The sequence below is a fragment of the Lentzea sp. NPDC036949 genome (assembly GCF_055608075.1).
In genome coordinates, this window is sequence record NZ_JBVJRA010000006.1 from 125524 (window position 1) to 144329 (window position 18806).

General features: G+C 71.8%; 13 protein-coding genes. 1 reads left to right on the forward strand and 12 read right to left on the reverse strand.

The features are described 5' to 3' along the window. Positions 1 to 2: 2 nt before the first annotated feature. A complete protein-coding gene (locus ACZ7CD_RS18520) occupies positions 3 to 434 on the forward strand; it encodes a nitroreductase family deazaflavin-dependent oxidoreductase (RefSeq protein ID WP_470379327.1) in 432 nt (143 codons plus the stop codon). Positions 435 to 474: 40 nt separating this feature from the next. Here the strand turns inward: ACZ7CD_RS18520 and ACZ7CD_RS18525 are convergent, their stop codons facing one another. From ACZ7CD_RS18525 to ACZ7CD_RS18580, 12 genes are all read right to left on the reverse strand, one after another. Beyond that, on the reverse strand, positions 475 to 1896 hold the full coding sequence (locus ACZ7CD_RS18525) for a cellulose binding domain-containing protein (RefSeq protein WP_470379328.1): 1422 nt from the start codon (positions 1894 to 1896) through the stop codon (positions 475 to 477). A 162-nt stretch (positions 1897 to 2058) separates the two neighbouring features. Continuing rightward, the gene (locus tag ACZ7CD_RS18530) at positions 2059 to 3366 is read right to left on the reverse strand and encodes a jacalin-like lectin (RefSeq protein ID WP_470379329.1); all 1308 of its coding nucleotides are present in this window, start codon (positions 3364 to 3366) and stop codon (positions 2059 to 2061) included. A gap of 161 nt (positions 3367 to 3527) precedes the next feature. After that, entirely contained in the window at positions 3528 to 4190 is a 663-nt protein-coding gene (locus tag ACZ7CD_RS18535; RefSeq protein WP_458431772.1) for an NADPH-dependent F420 reductase, read from the reverse strand. Positions 4191 to 4507: 317 nt separating this feature from the next. Further along, positions 4508 to 6520 carry a cellulase family glycosylhydrolase gene (locus tag ACZ7CD_RS18540; protein ID WP_470379330.1) on the reverse strand — a complete coding sequence of 671 codons (2013 nt, stop codon included), beginning with the start codon at positions 6518 to 6520 and terminating at the stop codon, positions 4508 to 4510. Between the two features lie 24 nt (positions 6521 to 6544). Continuing rightward, positions 6545 to 8026 (reverse strand): glycoside hydrolase family 43 protein, encoded by a 1482-nt coding sequence (locus tag ACZ7CD_RS18545; RefSeq protein ID WP_470379331.1) that lies wholly within the window; start codon positions 8024 to 8026, stop codon positions 6545 to 6547. Between the two features lie 3 nt (positions 8027 to 8029). Then, positions 8030 to 10069 (reverse strand): alpha-galactosidase, encoded by a 2040-nt coding sequence (locus ACZ7CD_RS18550; protein WP_470379332.1) that lies wholly within the window; start codon positions 10067 to 10069, stop codon positions 8030 to 8032. Continuing rightward, complete coding sequence (locus ACZ7CD_RS18555) at positions 10066 to 12054, reverse strand: beta-galactosidase (RefSeq protein ID WP_470379333.1); 1989 nt, start codon at positions 12052 to 12054, stop codon at positions 10066 to 10068. Before ACZ7CD_RS18555 ends, ACZ7CD_RS18550 begins: the two co-directional genes overlap by 4 nt. Beyond that, positions 12051 to 14090, reverse strand: a complete 2040-nt coding sequence (locus ACZ7CD_RS18560) for a glycoside hydrolase family 31 protein (RefSeq protein WP_470379334.1) — start codon at positions 14088 to 14090, stop codon at positions 12051 to 12053. Before ACZ7CD_RS18560 ends, ACZ7CD_RS18555 begins: the two co-directional genes overlap by 4 nt. 62 nt (positions 14091 to 14152) lie before the next feature. Beyond that, complete coding sequence (locus ACZ7CD_RS18565; protein WP_360389504.1) at positions 14153 to 15181, reverse strand: LacI family DNA-binding transcriptional regulator; 1029 nt, start codon at positions 15179 to 15181, stop codon at positions 14153 to 14155. 6 nt (positions 15182 to 15187) lie between these two features. Further along, positions 15188 to 16165, reverse strand: a complete 978-nt coding sequence (locus ACZ7CD_RS18570) for a carbohydrate ABC transporter permease (RefSeq protein ID WP_470379335.1) — start codon at positions 16163 to 16165, stop codon at positions 15188 to 15190. Then, complete coding sequence (locus tag ACZ7CD_RS18575) at positions 16162 to 17109, reverse strand: ABC transporter permease (protein ID WP_458431765.1); 948 nt, start codon at positions 17107 to 17109, stop codon at positions 16162 to 16164. Before ACZ7CD_RS18575 ends, ACZ7CD_RS18570 begins: the two co-directional genes overlap by 4 nt. Then, entirely contained in the window at positions 17106 to 18785 is a 1680-nt protein-coding gene (locus ACZ7CD_RS18580) for a type 2 periplasmic-binding domain-containing protein (RefSeq protein WP_470379336.1), read from the reverse strand. Before ACZ7CD_RS18580 ends, ACZ7CD_RS18575 begins: the two co-directional genes overlap by 4 nt. Positions 18786 to 18806 lie beyond the last annotated feature (21 nt).

The following is an 18806-nucleotide window of genomic DNA, read 5'->3' on the forward strand; positions in this document are numbered from 1 at the left end:
GCATGGCAGACGACACCGTGGCGCTCAGCCCAGAGGACTGGGTGCAGAACCAGACCAAGCAGATCCTGGAGACCGGGACCACCGAGGGCGTCCTGATCTTCGACCGGCCGATCGTGCTGCTGACGGTGCGCGGCGCCAAGAGCGGCCAGCTGCGCTATACCCCGGTTATGCGCGTGGAGCACGACGGCAGCTACGCGGTCGTGGCCTCGAAGGGCGGCGCGCCCGAGCACCCGGCGTGGTTTCACAGCATCAAGGCGTACCCCGAGATCAAGCTGCAGGACGGGACCGTGACGAAGGACTTCGTCGCACGCGAGGTCGACGGCGACGAACGCGCCCAGTGGTGGGAGCGGGCCGTCGCGGCCTACCCGCCCTACGCCGAGTACCAGACCAAGACCGACCGGCAGATCCCGGTGTTCGTGCTCGAAGCGAAGTGACGTGCGGGCGGTCCCGGTGTCGCGGGACCGCCCACCCCTGTCACCAGGTGATGCCCAGCCCGGCGAGGAAGTCGCCGAGCTTCGTGGCGATCAACCGGTGGTCGCGGGCGGAGAAGTGCCAGTCGCAGCCCAGCCGGTCGATGGCGGGGTCGGCGAAGTTCCAGTGGCGGACCCGGCTGTCGCCCTGGGCCGTGCGCTCCTGCACGACCTGGCGTGCGGCGTCGGCGAACACCCCGGACGCCTCCGGGACGCCCACGACGATCTCCGTGCCGGCGCCGTAGCGGGTCCGCAGCTTCGCGAGGAACCCGAGGTAGGCGCTCTTGTAGGCGGTGACCAGGCTCTCCTGCGTCGGCCACTGCTCACCGGGGTTGAGCGCGGTGGAGAAGTCGTTGGTGCCCAGGCCCACCACGACGACCTTCGGCTGCCAGCTCGGGGGCTTGACCCACACGTCGCCCTCGACGTGCAGCAGCGCCCGGTCGTAGTAGGTGCGGTAGCTGGTGCCCGGCTGGCCGCCCGCGTAGTTGCGCACCATGCCGCGCCCGGAGAACGCGTTGATCTGGTAGTCCGCGTTCAGCGCGCGAGCCGTGAGCGCACCGAAGCTGATGTCGGAGTTCGTGTTGCGGTCGACGCCGCCGTTGGCGGAGCAGTCCCGCGTGGTCGAGAGGTTGCCGTAGCCGGCGGTCAGCGAGTCGCCGATGAACTCGATCTGCCTGCTGCGCGCCGCCGGCCGGTCGAGCACCACGCCGCCGTTGGCCGCGACGAACCCGCCGAACTGCCCTGCGGCGTACGTGCTCTCCGTGCGCTTGACGACCCGCACGCGGTGCTCGGCGTTGCTGAGCCCGCTGACCTGGTGCGTGACCCTGCCGGGTTTGACCAGCGTGGCCACCGTCGTGCCGTCGACCTGCACGTCGTAGTCGTTGACCGCGTCGTTGAGCACCACACCGACGCCGGTGCCGCGGAACCGGCCCTCGAAGTAGACACCGGGCCAGGTGTACTGGCCGGTGGCGGTGACCCGGCCGGCGGTGTGCGCCTGCGTCAGCGGGTCCGGCGCGGGCGTGTCCCCCGTGCAGGCGGTGCCGTTGAGCGCGAACCCGCTGGGGGCGGGCGTGGTGGCGCCGGTGGCGACGAAGCCGACCCCGGCGGTGGCACCGGTGCCGATGCGGGCGTTGTAGCCGGTGTTGGTGACGGTCACCTGGGCACCGGACTGCCGCACGGTCCCGTTCCACAGCTGCGTGACGGTCTGCCCACCGCCGAACGACCACGTCAGCTGCCAGCCGTCGACGGCGTCACCGAGGTTCGTGACCTCCGCCGAGGCGATGAACCCGCCCTGCCACTCGTTGGTCACCTGGTAGACCACCCGGCACCCGGCTGCGGCACCGACCGCCGGCGCACCGGCGGAGAGGACGGCCGCTGTCATCGCGGCGGTGAGGACGGCGGCTGCCGTCGGCTTCAACCGGTGCACTTGCTCTCCTCGTTCGGCCGTCCACTGCGGACTGTGCGGGAACGCTCCCGGAACCTCGACCGTAGCGTCGAACGAGATCGAAAACGAGCCTGGCGGTGTTCGACGACGACCGGTCGAACCGGGTCGAAGCCGGACCTGCCGGCCGGTCGGACGACGCGTCGATCACCCGACGCGCGTGCAGACCACGCCCAGCGCGTCGACCTCGCTGCCCGCGCGGCCGTGGAAGCCCGCGATCTGGAACCCGGCCGGTGCCGTGTACGTGACGGCGTTCGGTGTCTCAGTGCCGCCGGACAGCGTGCGGCCGGTGTTCGTGGTGAAGCGGGCGAAGAAGATCCGGGTGCGCCCGTCGTGTTGTCCGGAGTGGAGGGTCACCGACGTGAGGTGCTCCCCCGGTGCGAGGGTCAGCTGCTGGGCCGTGCCGCCGCTGCCGCCGTGGGTGAACGTCGTGCCGTCGGCGAGTGCCAGGCCCACCTGGTCGACCCGTGAGCCCGTGCGCAGGGTCAGCTGGGTCACCCGTTGCGCCGGCGGGACGGTGGCCACGTCGGTGAACGGAGTGCCGTGCGGGCCGCCCCACTGGTCGCTGAGCGACAGGGCCGGGTCGAGGGTCCACCGGAAGTCCGCCGCGATCGGGTAGTGGTCGGACAGCATCTTGTCGTCCGCGGTGCGGAAGGCGGCGTTCTCGTTGGCGTAGCGGGTGAGGCTGAGGGTGATGTACCGGTTGCCGCGGAACAGGACCTTGTCGACGACCTCGCACGCGTCGGTGACGTTCGCGTCGTCGCAGACCAGCGCCGGGCTGCCGGCCTCCGGCGGCACGCCACCCCGTTCCTCCTGCACCCACGCGTCGGTGAGGCCGTTGGCGGTGACCAGCTCGCGGATGTTGTCGCCGGCGCGGGTGTAGCGGGTGTTGGTGTCACCGGCGACCACGACGGCGTTGCCGGCGGAGTTCGCGGCGATGAACCGGGAGAGCTCGCTGATGTTGGCGCGGCGGGCGGCCAGGTCCGCGTCGGTCGAGCCGGCGTTGGAGTGCACGTTGTAGAAGTCGACCAGCACGCCCTCGGCCAGCCTGGTGCGGGAGAAAGTGAAGCCCTTGGGCGTCAGGCAGTCCGTGCCGTTGCAGCGGTCCCACTTGTCGCGAACGAGGTCGGAGTACGGGTAGTTCGCGAGGGTGTTGAGGCCGTCGCCGAACGGGACGCCGCCGCTGGTGGGCGTGCGGAACGGGTGGGTGTTGTTGGCGTACAACGACGCGTGGTAGTTGAAGTCCTCCTGGACGTGCACGACGTCGTACGGCCGGATGCGCTGGCCGATGATCGGCGTGTTCACCCTCGGGTTGCCGCTGGACAGGCCTTCCGGCAGCCCGGCGACGTTGTAGCTGAGCACCGAGAACGTCCCACCGGCCGGCGCCGCCACGGCTGTGGCCGGGAGCAGGGCCGCCGCGACCAAGCCGGCGACGACGACAGTTCTGGTCAACACCTGCACGGCACCACTCCCGCCTCGCGATCGAGCACGACGCCGCGAGGCTAGAGCAACGCGAAGAAACTTCACATACCGTGGAGGTGACAACACCGCAACGAAGAACGGGAAACCGTCGAACGCGTCGAACGGCATTCGACGGTTTCCGTCCTGAGTGGACCTCAGATGACGAAGTCCGGCGTCCGCTCCCGGCTCGCGTCGGCCAGGGCCTTGGTGACCCCGTCGACGCCCTCGCGCAGGCCGTAGACGGGGGTTCCGGGCTGCTGGCGCCAGGACTCGTCGATGCCGCCCGCGTCGACCGTGTCGAACCCGAGCTCGTCGATCAGCGCGCGCACCTTCGCCTTCGCCGCCTCGTCGTCGCCGGCCACCGGCAGCGCCATCCGGTCGGGGGCACCGGCCGGGCGGGCCCGGTCGAGGATGTCGGCGGCGTAGGTGCCGTTGAAGGCCTTGACGACGGGGTGGCCGAGGTGGCGCTCGGTCCAGCGGCTCTCCGTGACCCCCTCGTCGAGGATCTCGGCGATCCGCCCGTCCCGCTGCTGCGGGTAGTAGTTGCCGGTGTCGATCACCGCGAAGCCCTCCGCCGCGTCGGCGAACAGGCCGGACGGCAGGTCGGGGATCGCCTTCAGCGGGATCGTGACGACGACGACCTCCGCGCCGCGGGCCGCCTCCTCGACCGCGACGGGCGTCGCTCCGGTCTCTTCGGCCAGTGCGGTGAGCGTCTGCGGGCCGCGGGAGTTGGCGACCGAGACGTCGTGCCCGAGCGCGGTCAGCCGCCTGGTGAGGTTGCCGCCGATGTTGCCGGCGCCGATGATGCCGATCTTCATGACAGGCCCTTCCAAGATCGATGGACCTGCACGTCAACACCCCGCCCCTCTCTCCTATTCCGCTCCCCGCCGAACCTCCCCGCCGAACTTCCCACTCGCACCACCGCCTCGTTCACCCCACTCCCGCATCGTTCACCCCCACCCCCGGCCCGTTCACCTCTACCCCCGGCTCGTTCACCCCCACCCCCGGCTCGTTCACCCACACGCCCCTCACGCGCCTCATTTCACCGCACGCGGGGAGCCTTCGTACTCCAGGACCGCACGAAAGGCCCCCGCGTGCGAACCGGGCAAGGGAGGGTGGGTGCGGAGAGTGAGGGTTAGGCGGGGGAGCCGGAGGCGGTGTCACCTGTCCTGGTGACGTGGTAGGTGACCTTGGCGCCGCTCCAGTAGTGGAACGTCAGCGTCACCCGCGCGCCGTCCCGCACGGCCGCGAAGAACTCCGCGGTCAGGCGGGTACGGGACTCCGAGTAGCCGGGGGTGAAAGCGCGGTCGTACTCCTTGAACGACGTCCAGTCGTGCGGGCCGGCGAAGGTGCCGTCGTCGTACTTCGCCTCCATGGTGGCGAGCTGGTCGCCGCGGAACGCGGTCGGGACGTCGAACGCCGCGGTCGAGCCGGTCGCGGCCGACAGCACCGGCGTGTCGTGCGTGATCACGTAGAACCGCCACGGCACGCCCTGCGAGAACCGGGCGGTCAGCACCGCGTTCGTGCCGTACCCGCGCGACCCGCCCAGCCTGGTCAGCGCGGCGGCCGTGAGGGTGAGCTGGTCGCCGGAGACCGTGTAGTCCCGGCCGCGGACCAGGGCGGTGTTCCCGTTGTGCAGGCCGGTGAACGCGGTGCCGTTCAGGTTGAGGGCGATCGTCCTCGCGGTGACGGGACTGGACTTCGCGAGGAACACCTGGTCGGTGAACGCCGTGCCGGAGCGCGTGGTCCAGCTCGACCTGATCTGCGCGTACAGCTCGGGATCGCTCCACTGGAACGACGTGCGGCCCAGGTGCTGGCCGTTGTCCCAGAGCATCGTGGTGATGTTCTTGGCCTTGGCGTAGTGGCCGAGCTGTTCGAAGAACTTGAGCTTCTCGCCCTGCTCGATGGTGCCGGTGTGCCGGTCGAAGCCCAGCAGGCCGTACTCGCCCAGCACCACCGGGATGCCGCGCGCGACCAGCGTGTCGTGCACGCGGTCGAACGAGTCGGTGAGGTCCTTCTGGGCGGTGGCGTCGAACCGGGTGCCACCGGCGACGTTCACGCTGAACGGCCAGTAGCCGTAGTAGTGCACGGTCGCGATCAGGTTGGGGTCGGCCAGGCCGCGGATCTGCTCCGCCAGCGGGTCGAGGTACTGCTGTTCGGACGAGGTGTGCAGGGACGGCAGGACGAGCAGGCGGGTGGCGTTGTTGCCACCGGAGCGGCGGACGACGCCGTGGAACGCCGCGTTCAGCTCGGCGTTGAGCGCGATCTCCTGCGGCTTGCCGGTGCTGCCGGTGAACTGCGGCTCGTTCCAGCTCTCGAACGTGAGCTTCGGCCCGTACTCGGCGAAGGCGCCCACCAGCTGCGTCCAGATCCGGGTGAACCGGTCGAGCACCTGGTCGTGCTCGGCGGGCATCCTCGACATCCACTGCCACGAGTCGTGATGGACGTTGAGCATCACGTACAGGTCGCGGGCCAAGGCCCAGCGCACGACCTCCTCGACACGGGCCAGGTACGCCGCCTCGACCGTGCCGTCCGGCCCGAGGTGCGCGCTCCACGTGACGGGGACGCGGATGCTCTTGAAGCCCTGCGCCTTCACGTTGTCCAGCAACGCCTCCGTGACCCGCGGGTTGCCCCACGACGTCTCGTCGGCGCCGGTCGAGTCGAGCGTGTTGCCGAGGTTCCAGCCCGGCTGCATCGCCGCGGTGTGCTGCGCGGCGCTGAGCTGCCTGCCGCCGTGCACGCACGTGACGCCGTTGAGCGAGAACGCCAGCGGCGCGGTGTTGGCGTGGTCCCAGCTGCCGGAGAAGCCGAACCGCGCGGTCGCCTGCGGTGCCAGCTCCGCGTTGTGCCCGGCATTCGTGGCGGTGACCACCTCGTCGGGTGACTCGGTGACCGTCGCGTTCCAGGCGTGGCCCACCTGCTGGCCGGTCGGCCACTCCCAGCTCAGCCGCCACCCGTCGAGGGCGGGACCGAGGTTGGTGACGGCGACGTCGGCCGTGAAACCGCCGGGCCACTGGCCGGAGACCTCGTAGGTGACCCGGCAGCCCGGTGGTGCGGCGGCGGTCGCCGTTCCCGCGGTGAGTCCCGCGGACACCACGACGGCCACCACCGCACCGGCCAGCCTTCTCACACCGGTCGAGTTGAACATCAAGCGCCCCGCAATCGTCGTTGATCAGTCGAGCGGCTCGTAGTCGATCCAGTCGAGGTGGACGGTGCCGGTGGCGGCGTAGGCGCCGATGACCCGTCCGGTGAAACCGCCGGCCACCTCGGTCGAGAGGTACCGGCCGTCGAGCTCGGCGAGCGTGGTCGGGGTGCCGTCGGCCGCCTCGACGGCGAAGGAGACGGTGTCCGGGCCGGACCGCGCGTCGCGCAGCTCGCGCGCCTCGTCCACCCGCACCACGAGCACCACCGGCCCGGCCGGCACCGGCTGCACGGCCACGACCGTCCGGAGTGGACCGATGCGGACGTGCACGCGCACCTCGCCGGAGCCGGCCTCGACCTCGTAGTGGTGCTCCTCGTCGAGCCGCACCGCCAGCCCGCCGCTGCCCCGCTCCACGTCGACCAGTGCGCGGACCCGGCACGACCGGTGCTGCTGGCGGCGGCCGACGAAGACGACGGACGGGTCGTCCAGACCGGCGCCGCGGGCGTGCAGGGTCAGCCAGCCCGGCCGCACCTCGGTCGTGCAGTGCTCCTCGGAGCGGTCGCGCACGGAGATCCACGACGGCCGCAGCGCGCTGTCGTCGAAGTCGTCCCGGTCCGGCTCCACCGGTCCTGGTCGCAGCGGCCACGGCGGCGTGGCGGTCAGCGGGCCGGCCACCGGCCAGTCGTCGACCCAGCGCACCGGCGCCAGGAACGTCTCCCGGCCCAGCACGTGCCAGCCGGGGGTGCCACCGCCGGGCCGCACGCCCAGCAGCACCATCCACCACGACCCGTCCGGGCCCTGCACCAGATCGGCGTGACCGGTGTTCTGGACCGGCTCGCCGGTGCCGCGGTGGGTCAGGACCGGGTTGGCGGGGCAGGGTTCGAACGGGCCGTCCGGGGCGGGACCGCGGGCGATCGAGACCGCGTGACCGCGTTCCGTGCCGCCCTCGGCGATCAGCAGGTACCAGAAGCGGCCGATCCGGTACAGGTGCGGTGCCTCCGGCGCCTTGGCCCGGTCGCTGCCGGACCAGAGCGGCTGCGGGCCGCCGAGGACGGCACCGGTGGCGAGGTCGACGCGGTACTGGTGGACGCCCGCCATCGTGCACCAGCAGGTGCCGTCGTCGTCCCACGCCAGGTCCGGGTCGATGCCGTGCACGCCGGGCAGCGGGATCGGGTCCGACCACGGCCCCGCGGGGTCGGTGGCGGTGAACACCACCGTCCCGCCGCCGTGGCTCACGCTCGTGACGATCAGGTGGAACTTGCCGTCGTGGTGGCGCAGCGTCGGCGCGTAGATCCCGGCCGACGACGGCGTGTCCGCGGTCAGCAGCAGCTGGCTCGGCCGGTCCAGCGCGTTGCCGAGCTGCGTCCAGTGCACCAGGTCCCGGCTGTGGAACACCGGGACTCCCGGGAAGTACTCGAAGCTGGAGCACACCAGGTAGTAGTCCTCGCCGACCCGGCAGACGCTCGGGTCGGGGTACATGCCCGCGAGAACAGGGGTGGCGGCGCCGGTCACCGGTCACGCTCCCCGTGGGGTGAGGCGGTGGAGGACCGCGGAGGGGGCGGCGGGCAGCGTCAGGGAGAGCTCACCGGGCGACCACCGCACCTCCGCGGCGCTGTCAGCGGGGTAGAGCCGCTCCACGTCCACATCGGACAGTCCGGGGAACGGCAGCGTCACGGTGTCCGCGCCGCCGCGCCGCCAGACGGCCAGGTAGGTGGTGGACGACGTGCTCAGCGCGAGCGCGAGCCACGGGTCCTCCCAGCCGGGCAGGCCGAGCGGCCAGGACGGCACCGCCCGCGGCAGGTCGGCGCGGATCGCCTTGTACACGGCCAGTGCTTCGTGGACGAGCGCTCGTGCCGGCGGGGCGAGGTCGGCGAGCTTGCCCGAGAGGTGGATGCGGCCGAGCAGTGCGCTCGTCAGGCCGAAGGCGACCTCGTCGAGCGAGTCCTCCGGTTGCGGGTAGGCCCAGACGGCGCTCTGCTCCGGGGTGATCGCGGTCGGCGCGGAGGCCGCGATCGGTGCGTAGCGGTCGTGGTTCTGCTGGTCGCTCGTGGACTGCAGCTGAAGCCGCGACAGCAGCGCGTGGTCGATCCGCATGCCGCCGGAGGCGCAGTTCTCCAGCACCAGGTGCGGGTGGCGGTCGAGGACGCCGTCGAGCCAGTCGAGGTGCGCCCGGTTGTGGCCGAGCAGGCCGTCCGCGGGACTCTCCCCCTCCTCCGCGCTCGTGCCGGAGCCGGGGTCGACGTTGTGGTCCAGCTTGAGGTAGCCGACGCCCCACTCGCCGACCAGCCGGTCCACCACCTCGTCGAGGTGGGCGCGGGCGGCCGGGTGGCGCAGGTCGAGGTGGTGGCGCCCGCAGTCGCCGACCCGCGTGCCCGAGCGGCGGAAGAACGCCTCGTCCGGCAACGACCGCGCGAGCGGGCTGCGCACCCCGATGACCTCCGGTTCCAGCCACAGCCCTGGCACCATGCCGCGGTCGCGGATCCGGTCGAGCACCTCGCCCAGCCCGCCGGGGAACCGGGTGCGGGACGGCTGCCACGCACCGACGCCGTCCCACCAGCTCTCGCCGATCTCGGCGTACCAGCCCGCGTCGATGACGAAGTACTCCGCACCGGCGTCGGCGGCGGCGTCGACCAGCGGCAGCAGCTTCGCCGTGGTCGGGTCGCCCATCAGGCAGTTCATGTAGTCGTTGAAGATGATCGGCAGGTCGTCGTGGTCGGTGTGCGGCCGCCGGGTGACGCGGCGGTAGCGGGTCAGCGCGGCGAACGCGTCGTCCGGCCCACCGCCGGCGCTGAACGCGAGCGCGACGGGCACGGTGCGGAACTCCTCACCCGGTGCCAGCACCCGGTTCCAGCCGTGGTCGAGGTCGGCGGGCCCGGACAGCGCGACGTAGCCGCTGCCGTCCTGCTCACCGAGCTCCCACCGCCACCCTCCGCCGTTGTGCTCGACCTGCCACACCCACGAGCGGCCCGTCGCCCGGTCGGTGACGCCGCCCATCGGCAGGTGGCCGCAGCTGGACCAGACACCCCGCCCGGCGACGACCTCCGCTCCCTTGTGGCGGTAGTCGGGATGCCTGCCGTTGCGGTCGGGCACCGTCAGGCGGGCGGGCTGCCGGCGCCACCGGCACTCCGCGAGCCAGTCGTTCTCCGCCCGCAGCACGTCGGCGGTGGCCAACGGGCCGAGACCGCCCAGCACGAGGGAGGTGACGGACTCCAGCCGCAGCGGGGCGGTCCCGTCGTTGCGCACGAGGACTTCCCCGCGCACCACGGGAATGCCCTCGGGGGAACGGAGGGACACCTCCGCGGTCACGCCGCTCACCTCGTCGTGCAGCTCGACGACGACGCCCTGCCAGTACTCTTCGGACAGTGCGCGGTGGCCGCGGTACCGCAGCCGTGCCCCGATGGCGGTGTCGACCAGGCGGCTGCTCGACCAGGTCCGGCCGTGGTCCGCCGTCGTGATCTCCACCAGCGGTGACGTGCTGCCGGCGTGGTGCACCCCGTCCTCGGTGACGTGCAGCTCGTGCTCGATTGCGGTGTGGCCCCAGCGGATCGTGGTCACGGCCGTCCTCCCCTCAGCACGGCGCACGCTCCGGGCGCCAGCGCGGTCAGCGGTCCACCGGTCAGCAGGTCGTGCGCGGTCTCCGGCAGCGGCACGCGTTCGGTGGTGTGGTTGAGCACCACGTGCCACCGCTCGTGCTCGCCCTGGCGGGTCACGGCCTCCACGCCGGGCGGCAGGCCGGGCAGCACGGGGCCGACGCCGGTGGCGTCCAGCAGCCGGGCGATCAGTGCTTGATAAGCGGTGTCGTCGAGGCGGGTGGACAGGTACCAGCCCTCTCCCCCGCCGTAGCCGTAGCGGGTGAGCGCCGGGGAACCCGCGAGCGCGCCGTGGGTGTACTCCACGACCACTTCGGCGCCCCGCGTGCGCAGCGACTCGCTCCACACCGTGCCGTGCGAGCCGTCGGAGAGGGTGATGCGCTCGTCCTGCCGCAGCGGCCGGTACTCCTCGACCCGGATGCCGAGGGCCGCGCGCAGCGGTGCGGCCGGGTAGCCGCCGAGCCGGGCGTGCGCCCGGTCGTCGACGACGCCGCTGAAGTGCTGCACCAGCAGCGTGCCGCCGCGGGCGACGTAGCGCCGCAGGTTCTCCGCTCCCGCATCGGACAGCAGGTACAGCGCCGGGGCCAGCACGAGCCGGTAGCGACCCAGGTCAGCGGTCGGGTGCGCGAAGTCGGCGACCACCCCGGCGTCCCAGACCGCGCGGTGGGCGGCCCGCAGCGCCGGGTGGTAGCCGAGGTCGGACGAGGGCAGGCCGTCGGCGTTCAGGGCCCACCAGGCGTCGGAGTCGTGCAGCACCGCCACCTGCGCGGTGACGGTCGAGCCCGCGAGCGGGGCCAGTCGCGCGACGGCCCTGCCCGTCTCGGCCACCTCGGTGAACACGCGGCTGTCCGGCCCGGCGTGCGGGACCATCGCCGAGTGCCACTGCTCGGCACCGGCCTTCGACTGGCGCCACTGGAAGAACAGCGCACCCTCGGAACCGCGCGCGATGTGCCCGAGCGAGTGCCGCAGGACCTCACCGGGCTCCTTGGCGAGCACCCGGCCGCGGTCGTAGACGGTGCTGGTGCCCTGTTCCATCAGCAGCCACGGCCCGCCGCCGGCGAACGACCGGGCGCGGTCCGCGGCGAACGCCACGTCGGCGGCCGCGTCGAGACCCGGCCGGTCCGGGTAGTGGTCGATCGCCACCACGTCGACCTCACGGCCCAGCGCCCACAGGTCGACGTTCTGGTAGGCGGGCATCATCAGGTTCGTCGTCACCGGCCGGTCGCTGTGCGCGCGGATCGCGTCCCGCTGCTCGGTGTAGGCCGCGACCACCTCGTCGGAGAAGAACCGGCTGAAGTCGAGCGTGTGGCCGGGGTTGCGGTGCCACTGGGTGGCGCGCGGCGGCAGGACCTGCTCCCAGCTGCCGTAGCGCTGGCTCCAGAACGCCGTCCCCCACGCCTCGTTCACCGCCTCCAGCGAGCCGTGGCGGGCCCGCAGCCACACCCGGAACGCGGCGGCGGTGTGCTCGCACCAGCACAACGTCATGTACTCGTTGTGCACGTGCCACAGCGCCAGCGCCGGGTGGTCGCCGTAGCGTTCGGCGAGCGCGGCGGCGATCCGGCGGGCGGCGGACCGGTAGGCGGGCGCGGTGAGGCAGTAGGTGTCCCGGCTGCCGTGCACGAGCCGGGTGCCGTCCTGGGTGACCGGCAGTGCGTCCGGGTGCGCGAGCGTGAACCACGGCGGCGGCGAGGCGGTCGGCGTGGCCAGGTCGACCGCCACACCGCCTGCGTGCAGGCGGTCCAGGTGCGCGTCCAGCCAGCCGAAGTCGTAGCGGCCCTCCTCCGGCTCCAGCAGCGCCCAGGAGAACACGCCGACCGTGGCCAGGTTGACCCCGGCCTGCCGCATCAGCTCGTCGTCCTCCTTCCACACCTGCTCGTCCCACTGCTCGGGGTTGTAGTCGCCGCCGAACGCGAGCCCGCCGAGCCGGTAGGTCAGCCGGCGTGCCGTCATGCGCCCTCCTCGCGCACCGGCAGCACCGCGCCGTCGCGCAGGAACAGCGGGATGCGCTCGATCGGCGCCGCGACGGTGACCGTGCGGCCGCCCTCGTGCTCCTCGCCGGTCCACGCGTCGGTCCACCGCGCGCCCGCGGGCAGGTGCACGTCGCGTTCCCGCACACCCGCCTCGGTGACCGGGGCCACCAGCAGGTCGGGGCCGAGCAGGAACGCGTCCTCGACCCGCCACGCCGCCGGGTCGTCCGGGAACTCCAGGAACACCGGCCGCATCGGCGGGACACCGGTGCGCGCCGCCGTGCGCATCTGCTCCAGCACGTAGGGCCGCAGGCGTTCCCGCAGCCGCAGGTGCGCGGCGAGGACCTCGTAGGCCTGTTCGCCGTAGGACCAGACCTCGTTGGCCAGGCCGGTCATCGCGGGTTCCAGCACCTGCTCGGAGCCGCGGAAGCCGTGCAGCCGGAACAACGGGCAGAAGGTGCCGTACTGGAACCACCTGACGAGCACCTCGCGGTAGGCGGGGTCGTCCGGGTCGCCGCCGTGGAACCCGCCGATGTCCGTGGTCCACCACGGGATGCCGGACAGCATCACGTTCAGCCCGGCTTTGATCTGGGCGCGCAGCGTGGCGAAGTCCGTGCCGATGTCACCGGACCACAGCGCGGCGCCGTAGCGTTGCGCGCCCGCCCACGACGACCGGTTGAGCGAGATGACCTCGGTCTCCCCGGCCACTGTGAGTCCGTCGTGGACGGTGCGGGCGTTCTCGCGCGGGTAGAGGTTGCCGACCTCCAGGCCGGGACCGGCGTGGTAGCGCAGGTTGTACTGGTGGCCGGGCTTGAGCTCGGGTTCGCCGGCGTCCAGCCAGAACACCTTGATCCCGAGGTCGTGGTAGCCCTGCCGGATGCGGTCCCACACGTACTCGCGCGCCCGCGGGTTGGTGGCGTCGTAGAACGCGACCTGCGCGGAGTAGGCCCCGAGCCCCTTGTCCGGCCAGTCGGCGTGCGCCATCGGCCCGAACTCCGTGCCGATGAACAACCCCTGGTCCAGCATCGGGTGGTAGGTCTCGCTCGCCGGGCTCACCGACGGCCACACCGACACCATGAGCTGGACGCCCATCTCACCGAGCTCGCGCACCATCCCGGCCGGGTCGGGCCACTCTGCGGGGTCGAACCGCCACTCGCCGAGGTGCGTCCAGTGGAAGAAGTCGCAGACGATCACCGACAGCGGCAGCCCGCGCCGCTTGTACTCGCGTGCCACGGCCATCAGCTCGTCCTGGTCGCGGTAGCGCAGCTTGCACTGCCAGAACCCGGCCGCCCACTCGGGCAGCTCGGGCGCGTGCCCGGTGGCGTCGGCGTAGGCGCGCAACACGTCGGCGGGCTGCCCCGCGGTGACCCAGTAGTCGATCTGGCGGGCGCTGTCGGCCACCCAGCGGGTGCCGGTCTCGGCCAGCTCCACGCGGCCGATCGCGGGCGAGTTCCACAGCAGGCCGTAGCCGCGGTCGGAGACCAGCAGCGGGATGGTGACCTCGGCGTTGCGCTGCACCAGGTCGATGACGGCGCCCTTCTGGTCCAGCAGCCCGTGGGTGTGCTGCCCGAGCCCGTAGAGGCGTTCGCCGGGGTAGGCGCGGAACCGCTGTTCGAGCCGGTGGTAGCCGTTGCCCGTCGCGGTCGCGAGCCGCGGTCCCGGCCACCAGAAGTGGGCGGGCTGTTCGGCGAGCAGCTCGCTGCCGTCCTCCGTGCGCAGGAACGTGAGCGAGCCGGCCGACGCGCCCAGCTCGGGGGTGAGCTGGCCCTCGGTGTGCGCGTCCACCCTGACCGTGATCCGGCCGTTGACGAGGGTGGCCCGGTGCTCGGTGATCTCGACCTCGGCCGCGCCGCCCTCCGGTGGCGCGTCCAGCAGCGCACCCGGCAGGCCGTCCAGCAGCGGGCCGCCCGGGGTGGCCCTGACCCGGACGGCGTCCGGGCCCCAGGCCTCGACGCGCACGGTCTCGCCCTTGGCCCGCCATTCCAGTGCGGTGCCGAGGTCTCGGAAGTGGTGGGGCATGCGGGAGCTCCCTCGCGTTCGTGAGTGAGGCGGAGAAGGTCGGGCGTGCGGTCGCCGGCGCGTCAGGCCGGGCGCGGTGCGGGTCCCGTGCTCTCGCGGACCGTCAGGGCAGGCGTCAGCAGCACCATGTCGTCGACCGGCCGGCCACCGTCGTTCACCGCGGTCAGCCGGCGCATCACCTGCTCGACGGCGACCCGGCCGAGCTCCTGCGCCGACCCGGTCACCGCGGTGAGCCGCGGCGCGAACTGCTCGGCGAGCTGGTCCTGGCACAGCGCGATCACCGAGGCGTCCTCGGGCACGGTGCGGCCGCTGGTGCGCAGCAACGTGAGCAGCGGGCCGATCGCGCCCTCGTTCTGCACGACGAACCCGGTGGTCGCCGGGCGGTCGGCGAGGATGCGGGCCAGCGTCCCGGCCGTGGACTCGTAGGTGCCCTCGCAGGAGCGGTGCAGGAACCGCAGCCCGCGCTGCTCGGCCCGGTCGCGGAACCCGGCGAGCGTGCGTTCGGCGTAGGCGGCGTGGCGGTGGTAGACACCGGAGCCGTAGCCGATGAACGCGACCTCGCGGTGACCGAGGTCCGCGAGGTGGTCGGCGCACTGCGCGCCCGCGGCCACGAAGTCGTGGTCCACGCAGGACAGCCCGCGGGTGTCGGACGGCAGGCCCATCAGCGTGGCCTGGGTGCCCTGGCCGCGCAGCACGGGGATGCGCTCGTCGTCCATCTCGACGTCCATCACGATCACGCCGTCGGCCAGTCCGCTGGCACCGATGCGGCGCACCCCGTCCGGGCCCTCGTCGTTGGTGATCAGCAGGACGTCGTAGCCGTGCTGGCGGGCCGCCACGGTCACGGCGATCGCGATCTCCATCATCACCGGCACGTACACGTCGGTGCGCAGCGGCACCATCAGCGCGATGATGTGCGACCGCCGCGCGGCCAGCGCCCGCGCACCGGCGTGCGGGTGGTAGCCCAGCTGCTGCACGGCGCTGCGCACCCGGTTGCGGGTCTCCTCGGAGATGGCGCGCTTGCCGCTCAGCACGTAGCTCACCGTGCTGGACGACACGCCCGCGTGCCTGGCCACGTCGGCAATGGTCACCATGAGTTCTCAGCCCTTGATAGCACCGGTCAGGACACCCGTGCGGAAGTGCTTCTGCACGAACGGGTAGACGACGAGCAACGGCACGAGCGTCAGCACGACCACGGCCATCTGCAGCGACAGCGGCGCGGTCTGCGACAGCGCGTCACCGAAGCCGTTGTTGACCGAGCCGGGCATCCCGTTACCGCGGCTGACGTAGGTGTAGAGCACGTACTGCAACGGCCACTTCTCGCTGTCCGTCGGCATGTACAGCATCACGTTGAAGAACGAGTTCCAGTAACCGACGCCGTAGAACAACGCCATCACCGCGGTCACCGCCCGCGAGGTCGGCAGCACGATGGACCACAGGATCCGCCACTCCCCCGCGCCGTCGATGCGCGCGGCCTCGATCAGGTCGGCCGAGGTGCTGGAGTAGAACGCCCGCAGGATCAGGATGTTGAACACCGACACCGCGCTCGGCAGGACCAGCGACCACAGCTGCCCGTACCCGCCGAGGCCGGTGACGACGAGGAACGTCGGGATCAGGCCGCCGTTGACGAACATCGTGACGATCAGCAGCGACAGCAGGAACCGGTGCCCGAACGACCGCGACCGGGACAGGCCGTAGGCGCACAGCACCGACACCACCATCGACACGGCCGTGCCGACCAGCGTGATGCCGAGGCTGACCACCAGTGCGTTGCGCACCGTCACGTCGCTGAGCATCACCCGGTAGGTCTCCAGGGTCAGGCCGTCCGGCCAGATCACCAGGCCACCGGCCCGGTTGACCGCGCCCTGGGTGGACAGGCTGGTGAGCACGACGATCCACAGCGGGACCAGCATGACCAGCAGCACCCCGCCCAGCGTGATGCCCTTGGCCGTCTCGCCCGCGACGGTCGGCGGCCCCTCCCAGACCGGGCGCTCGTTCCTGCGCCGCTTGCGGACCGGTTGCGGTGCGAGGGGTTCCGCGGCCGTGTCGCCGCCGGTGCGTTCGATCGCGAGTGTCATCTCCGGTACAACCCGTCTTCGCCGAAGGCGTGCGCCAGCTTGTTCGCACCCCAGATGAGCAGCAGCGAGATCACGCTCTTGAACAACCCCGCCGCCGCGCCGTAGCTGTAGTCGTTGGTGGCGATGCCGAAGTAGAACGAGAAGGTGTCCAGCACGTCGGCCGTGTCGTGGCCGACCGCGTACCGCTGGATCAGGAACTGCTCGAACCCGACGGTCAGCGCGTTGCCCAGGCGCAGCACCAGCATCAGCACGATCACGCCGCGCAGGCCGGGCAGCGTGATGTGCCACAGCCGCCGCCACCGCCCGGCACCGTCGGCGGCGGCCGCCTCGTAGAGGTCGGTGTTGATCGCGGCGAGGGCGGCCAGGAACACGATGATGCCCCAGCCCGCCTCCTTCCAGACCACCTGCGCGGTGACGAGCAACGCGAAGGTGTCCGGGTTCGTCATCACGTCCCAGGTCGCCAGGTCGTTGCCGCGCAGGAACTGGTTGAGCACGCCGGCGCCGCCGAGCATCTGCTGGAAGATCGTGATCGCCAGCACCCACGAGAAGAAGTGCGGCAGGTAGACCACGGACTGGATGAAGTTGCGGACCCGTTCGCTCAGCACGGAGTTCAGCAGCAGCGCCAGCGCGATCGGCACCGGGAAGAACAGGACCAGCTGCACGAAGCTGAGGTAGAGCGTGTTGCGCACCGCGCCCCAGAACAACGGGTCGGCGAAGAGCCGTTCGAACTGGTAGAAGCCCACCCACGGGCTGCCGGAGACACCGGAGAGCGGGTCGTACTCCTGGAACGCGGTGACGACGCCGAACAGCGGCACGTAGTTGAACACCAGCAACAGCAGGACCGCGGGCAGCGTCATCAGGACCAGCGAACGGTCCCGCAGCAACCTGGCCCGCCAGCCCAGCCGTGCCGGCCGGCCGCGCCGGCGCGCCCCGAGCGTGGTCACTGCCCCGTGCCGTGCTTCTGCAGGACGTTCTCGTCCATCCACGCGATCAGCCGGTCACCGCCACCGCTGGTCTTCCAGGTCGCGACGGCGTCCCTGACGTCCTGCACCTTCTTCTTGCCGCGGTAGCAGTCCTTGACGGTGTCCTCGACGGCCTGCGCGGCCTCCGCGGTGGCCTGCGCCTGCGGCATGCTGACGTTCATGCTCCAGAACACCGGCTTGGCGAGCGTCTGCACGTTCGCGTTCTGCCAGGCGGTGTGGTCCCTGGTGACGCTGTCGCCGGTGGGGTTGCTGACCACGGCCGGCGACGAGGCCAGGAACGGGTAGGTCAGCGCCTGGACCTCCTTCTTGCCCGCCTCCGTGGGCGTCGGCACGCCGTCGACCGTCGTGAAGTGGGTCCCCTCGACGCCGAAGTTGACCATCGTGTACTCGGCGGAGCCGAACGGTGCGGCCAGGTAGTTCGCGACGGCCAGCAGCTCCTCGACCTGCTCCGGCTTCAGCGAGGCGTTGAGGTAGCTGAGGATGCTGGTGGACGGGCCCATGTCGACGCGCGGCTTGCTCGTGCCGTCGGCGGCGATGACGTTGAACGCGCCGCGCCGGTAGTTCGGGTTCGCGGCCCGGCCGGACTGGTGGTCGGCGAGGTTCCACGCGCCCATGCCGTCGCCGGTGATCAGCGCCTTGCCCGCGTAGAACCGGGTGGTGCCCGCGGAGTCGCCGGCCAGCGAGTCCGGGTGCACGTAACCCGCGGTCGCGAGGCGGTGGTGCCAGTCGAGGGCGGCGAAGAACTCCTCGGTCTCGTACTTGTGGATGAGCTTGCCGCCGTCCACCTTCCACTTCAGCGGTGCGCCGAAGGCGGTGAAGAGGTAGGTCCAGACGTCGCCGAACGCCCAGACACCACCTTTCGCGTCGGTCAGCTCCTTGCCGAGGTTCATCAGGTCGTCGGCGGACTTGACCTGGTCCGCGGTGATGCCCTTGGCCTCCAGCACGTCACGCCGGTAGTACGTGGTGCCCGCGATCTCGAACCCCGAGGACACGCACGGAATGCCGTAGAGCTTGTCGCCCCACGCGCCGGCCCGCCAGGCCGCGGTGGGGATGGCGGCCAGGTTCGGGTACTTCTTCACCTTGTCGCCGGCCAGGTACGGGGTGAGGTCGGCGAGCTGGCTGCCGGCCAGGCCGCCGGTGTTGAAGTTCGCGTTCCACCACGCGGGCAGCTGGATCCAGTCCGGCAGCTTCTTCGCCGCGGTCATCGTCGAGACGATGGTGTTGTAGGTGTTGCCGTCGGCGGGCTTCATCTGCAGCTCGACGCCCAGCGCCTTGTTCATGGCCTGGTAGAAGGAGTTGTCCGCGGGCGGGATGGTGCCCCACAGCGGTGTCACCGCCGCGTACCGGCCACCCGCGCCGGGCACACCGGGCACGGTCGCGACCCGGTCGGCCGGGTAGCCGAGGAACCCGGGCTTCGTGAGCACGTCGGGACCGCCCGCCACGGACGGGATGTCCGGCTTGATCGCCGTGTTCGGCACGTGGGCGGGCAACGCGGCCTGGAGCCCGGCCCCGGAGTTCACCCCCGCGCGCTGCGCCGCGCTGCCCCCGCAGGCCGACAGCAGTGGCCCCACCGCGACGAGACCGGCCGCGGAGACGGCGGCGCTCAGGAAGTTCCTGCGGTTCAACTCGATGCCCATGACGGATCCGATCCTTCGTCG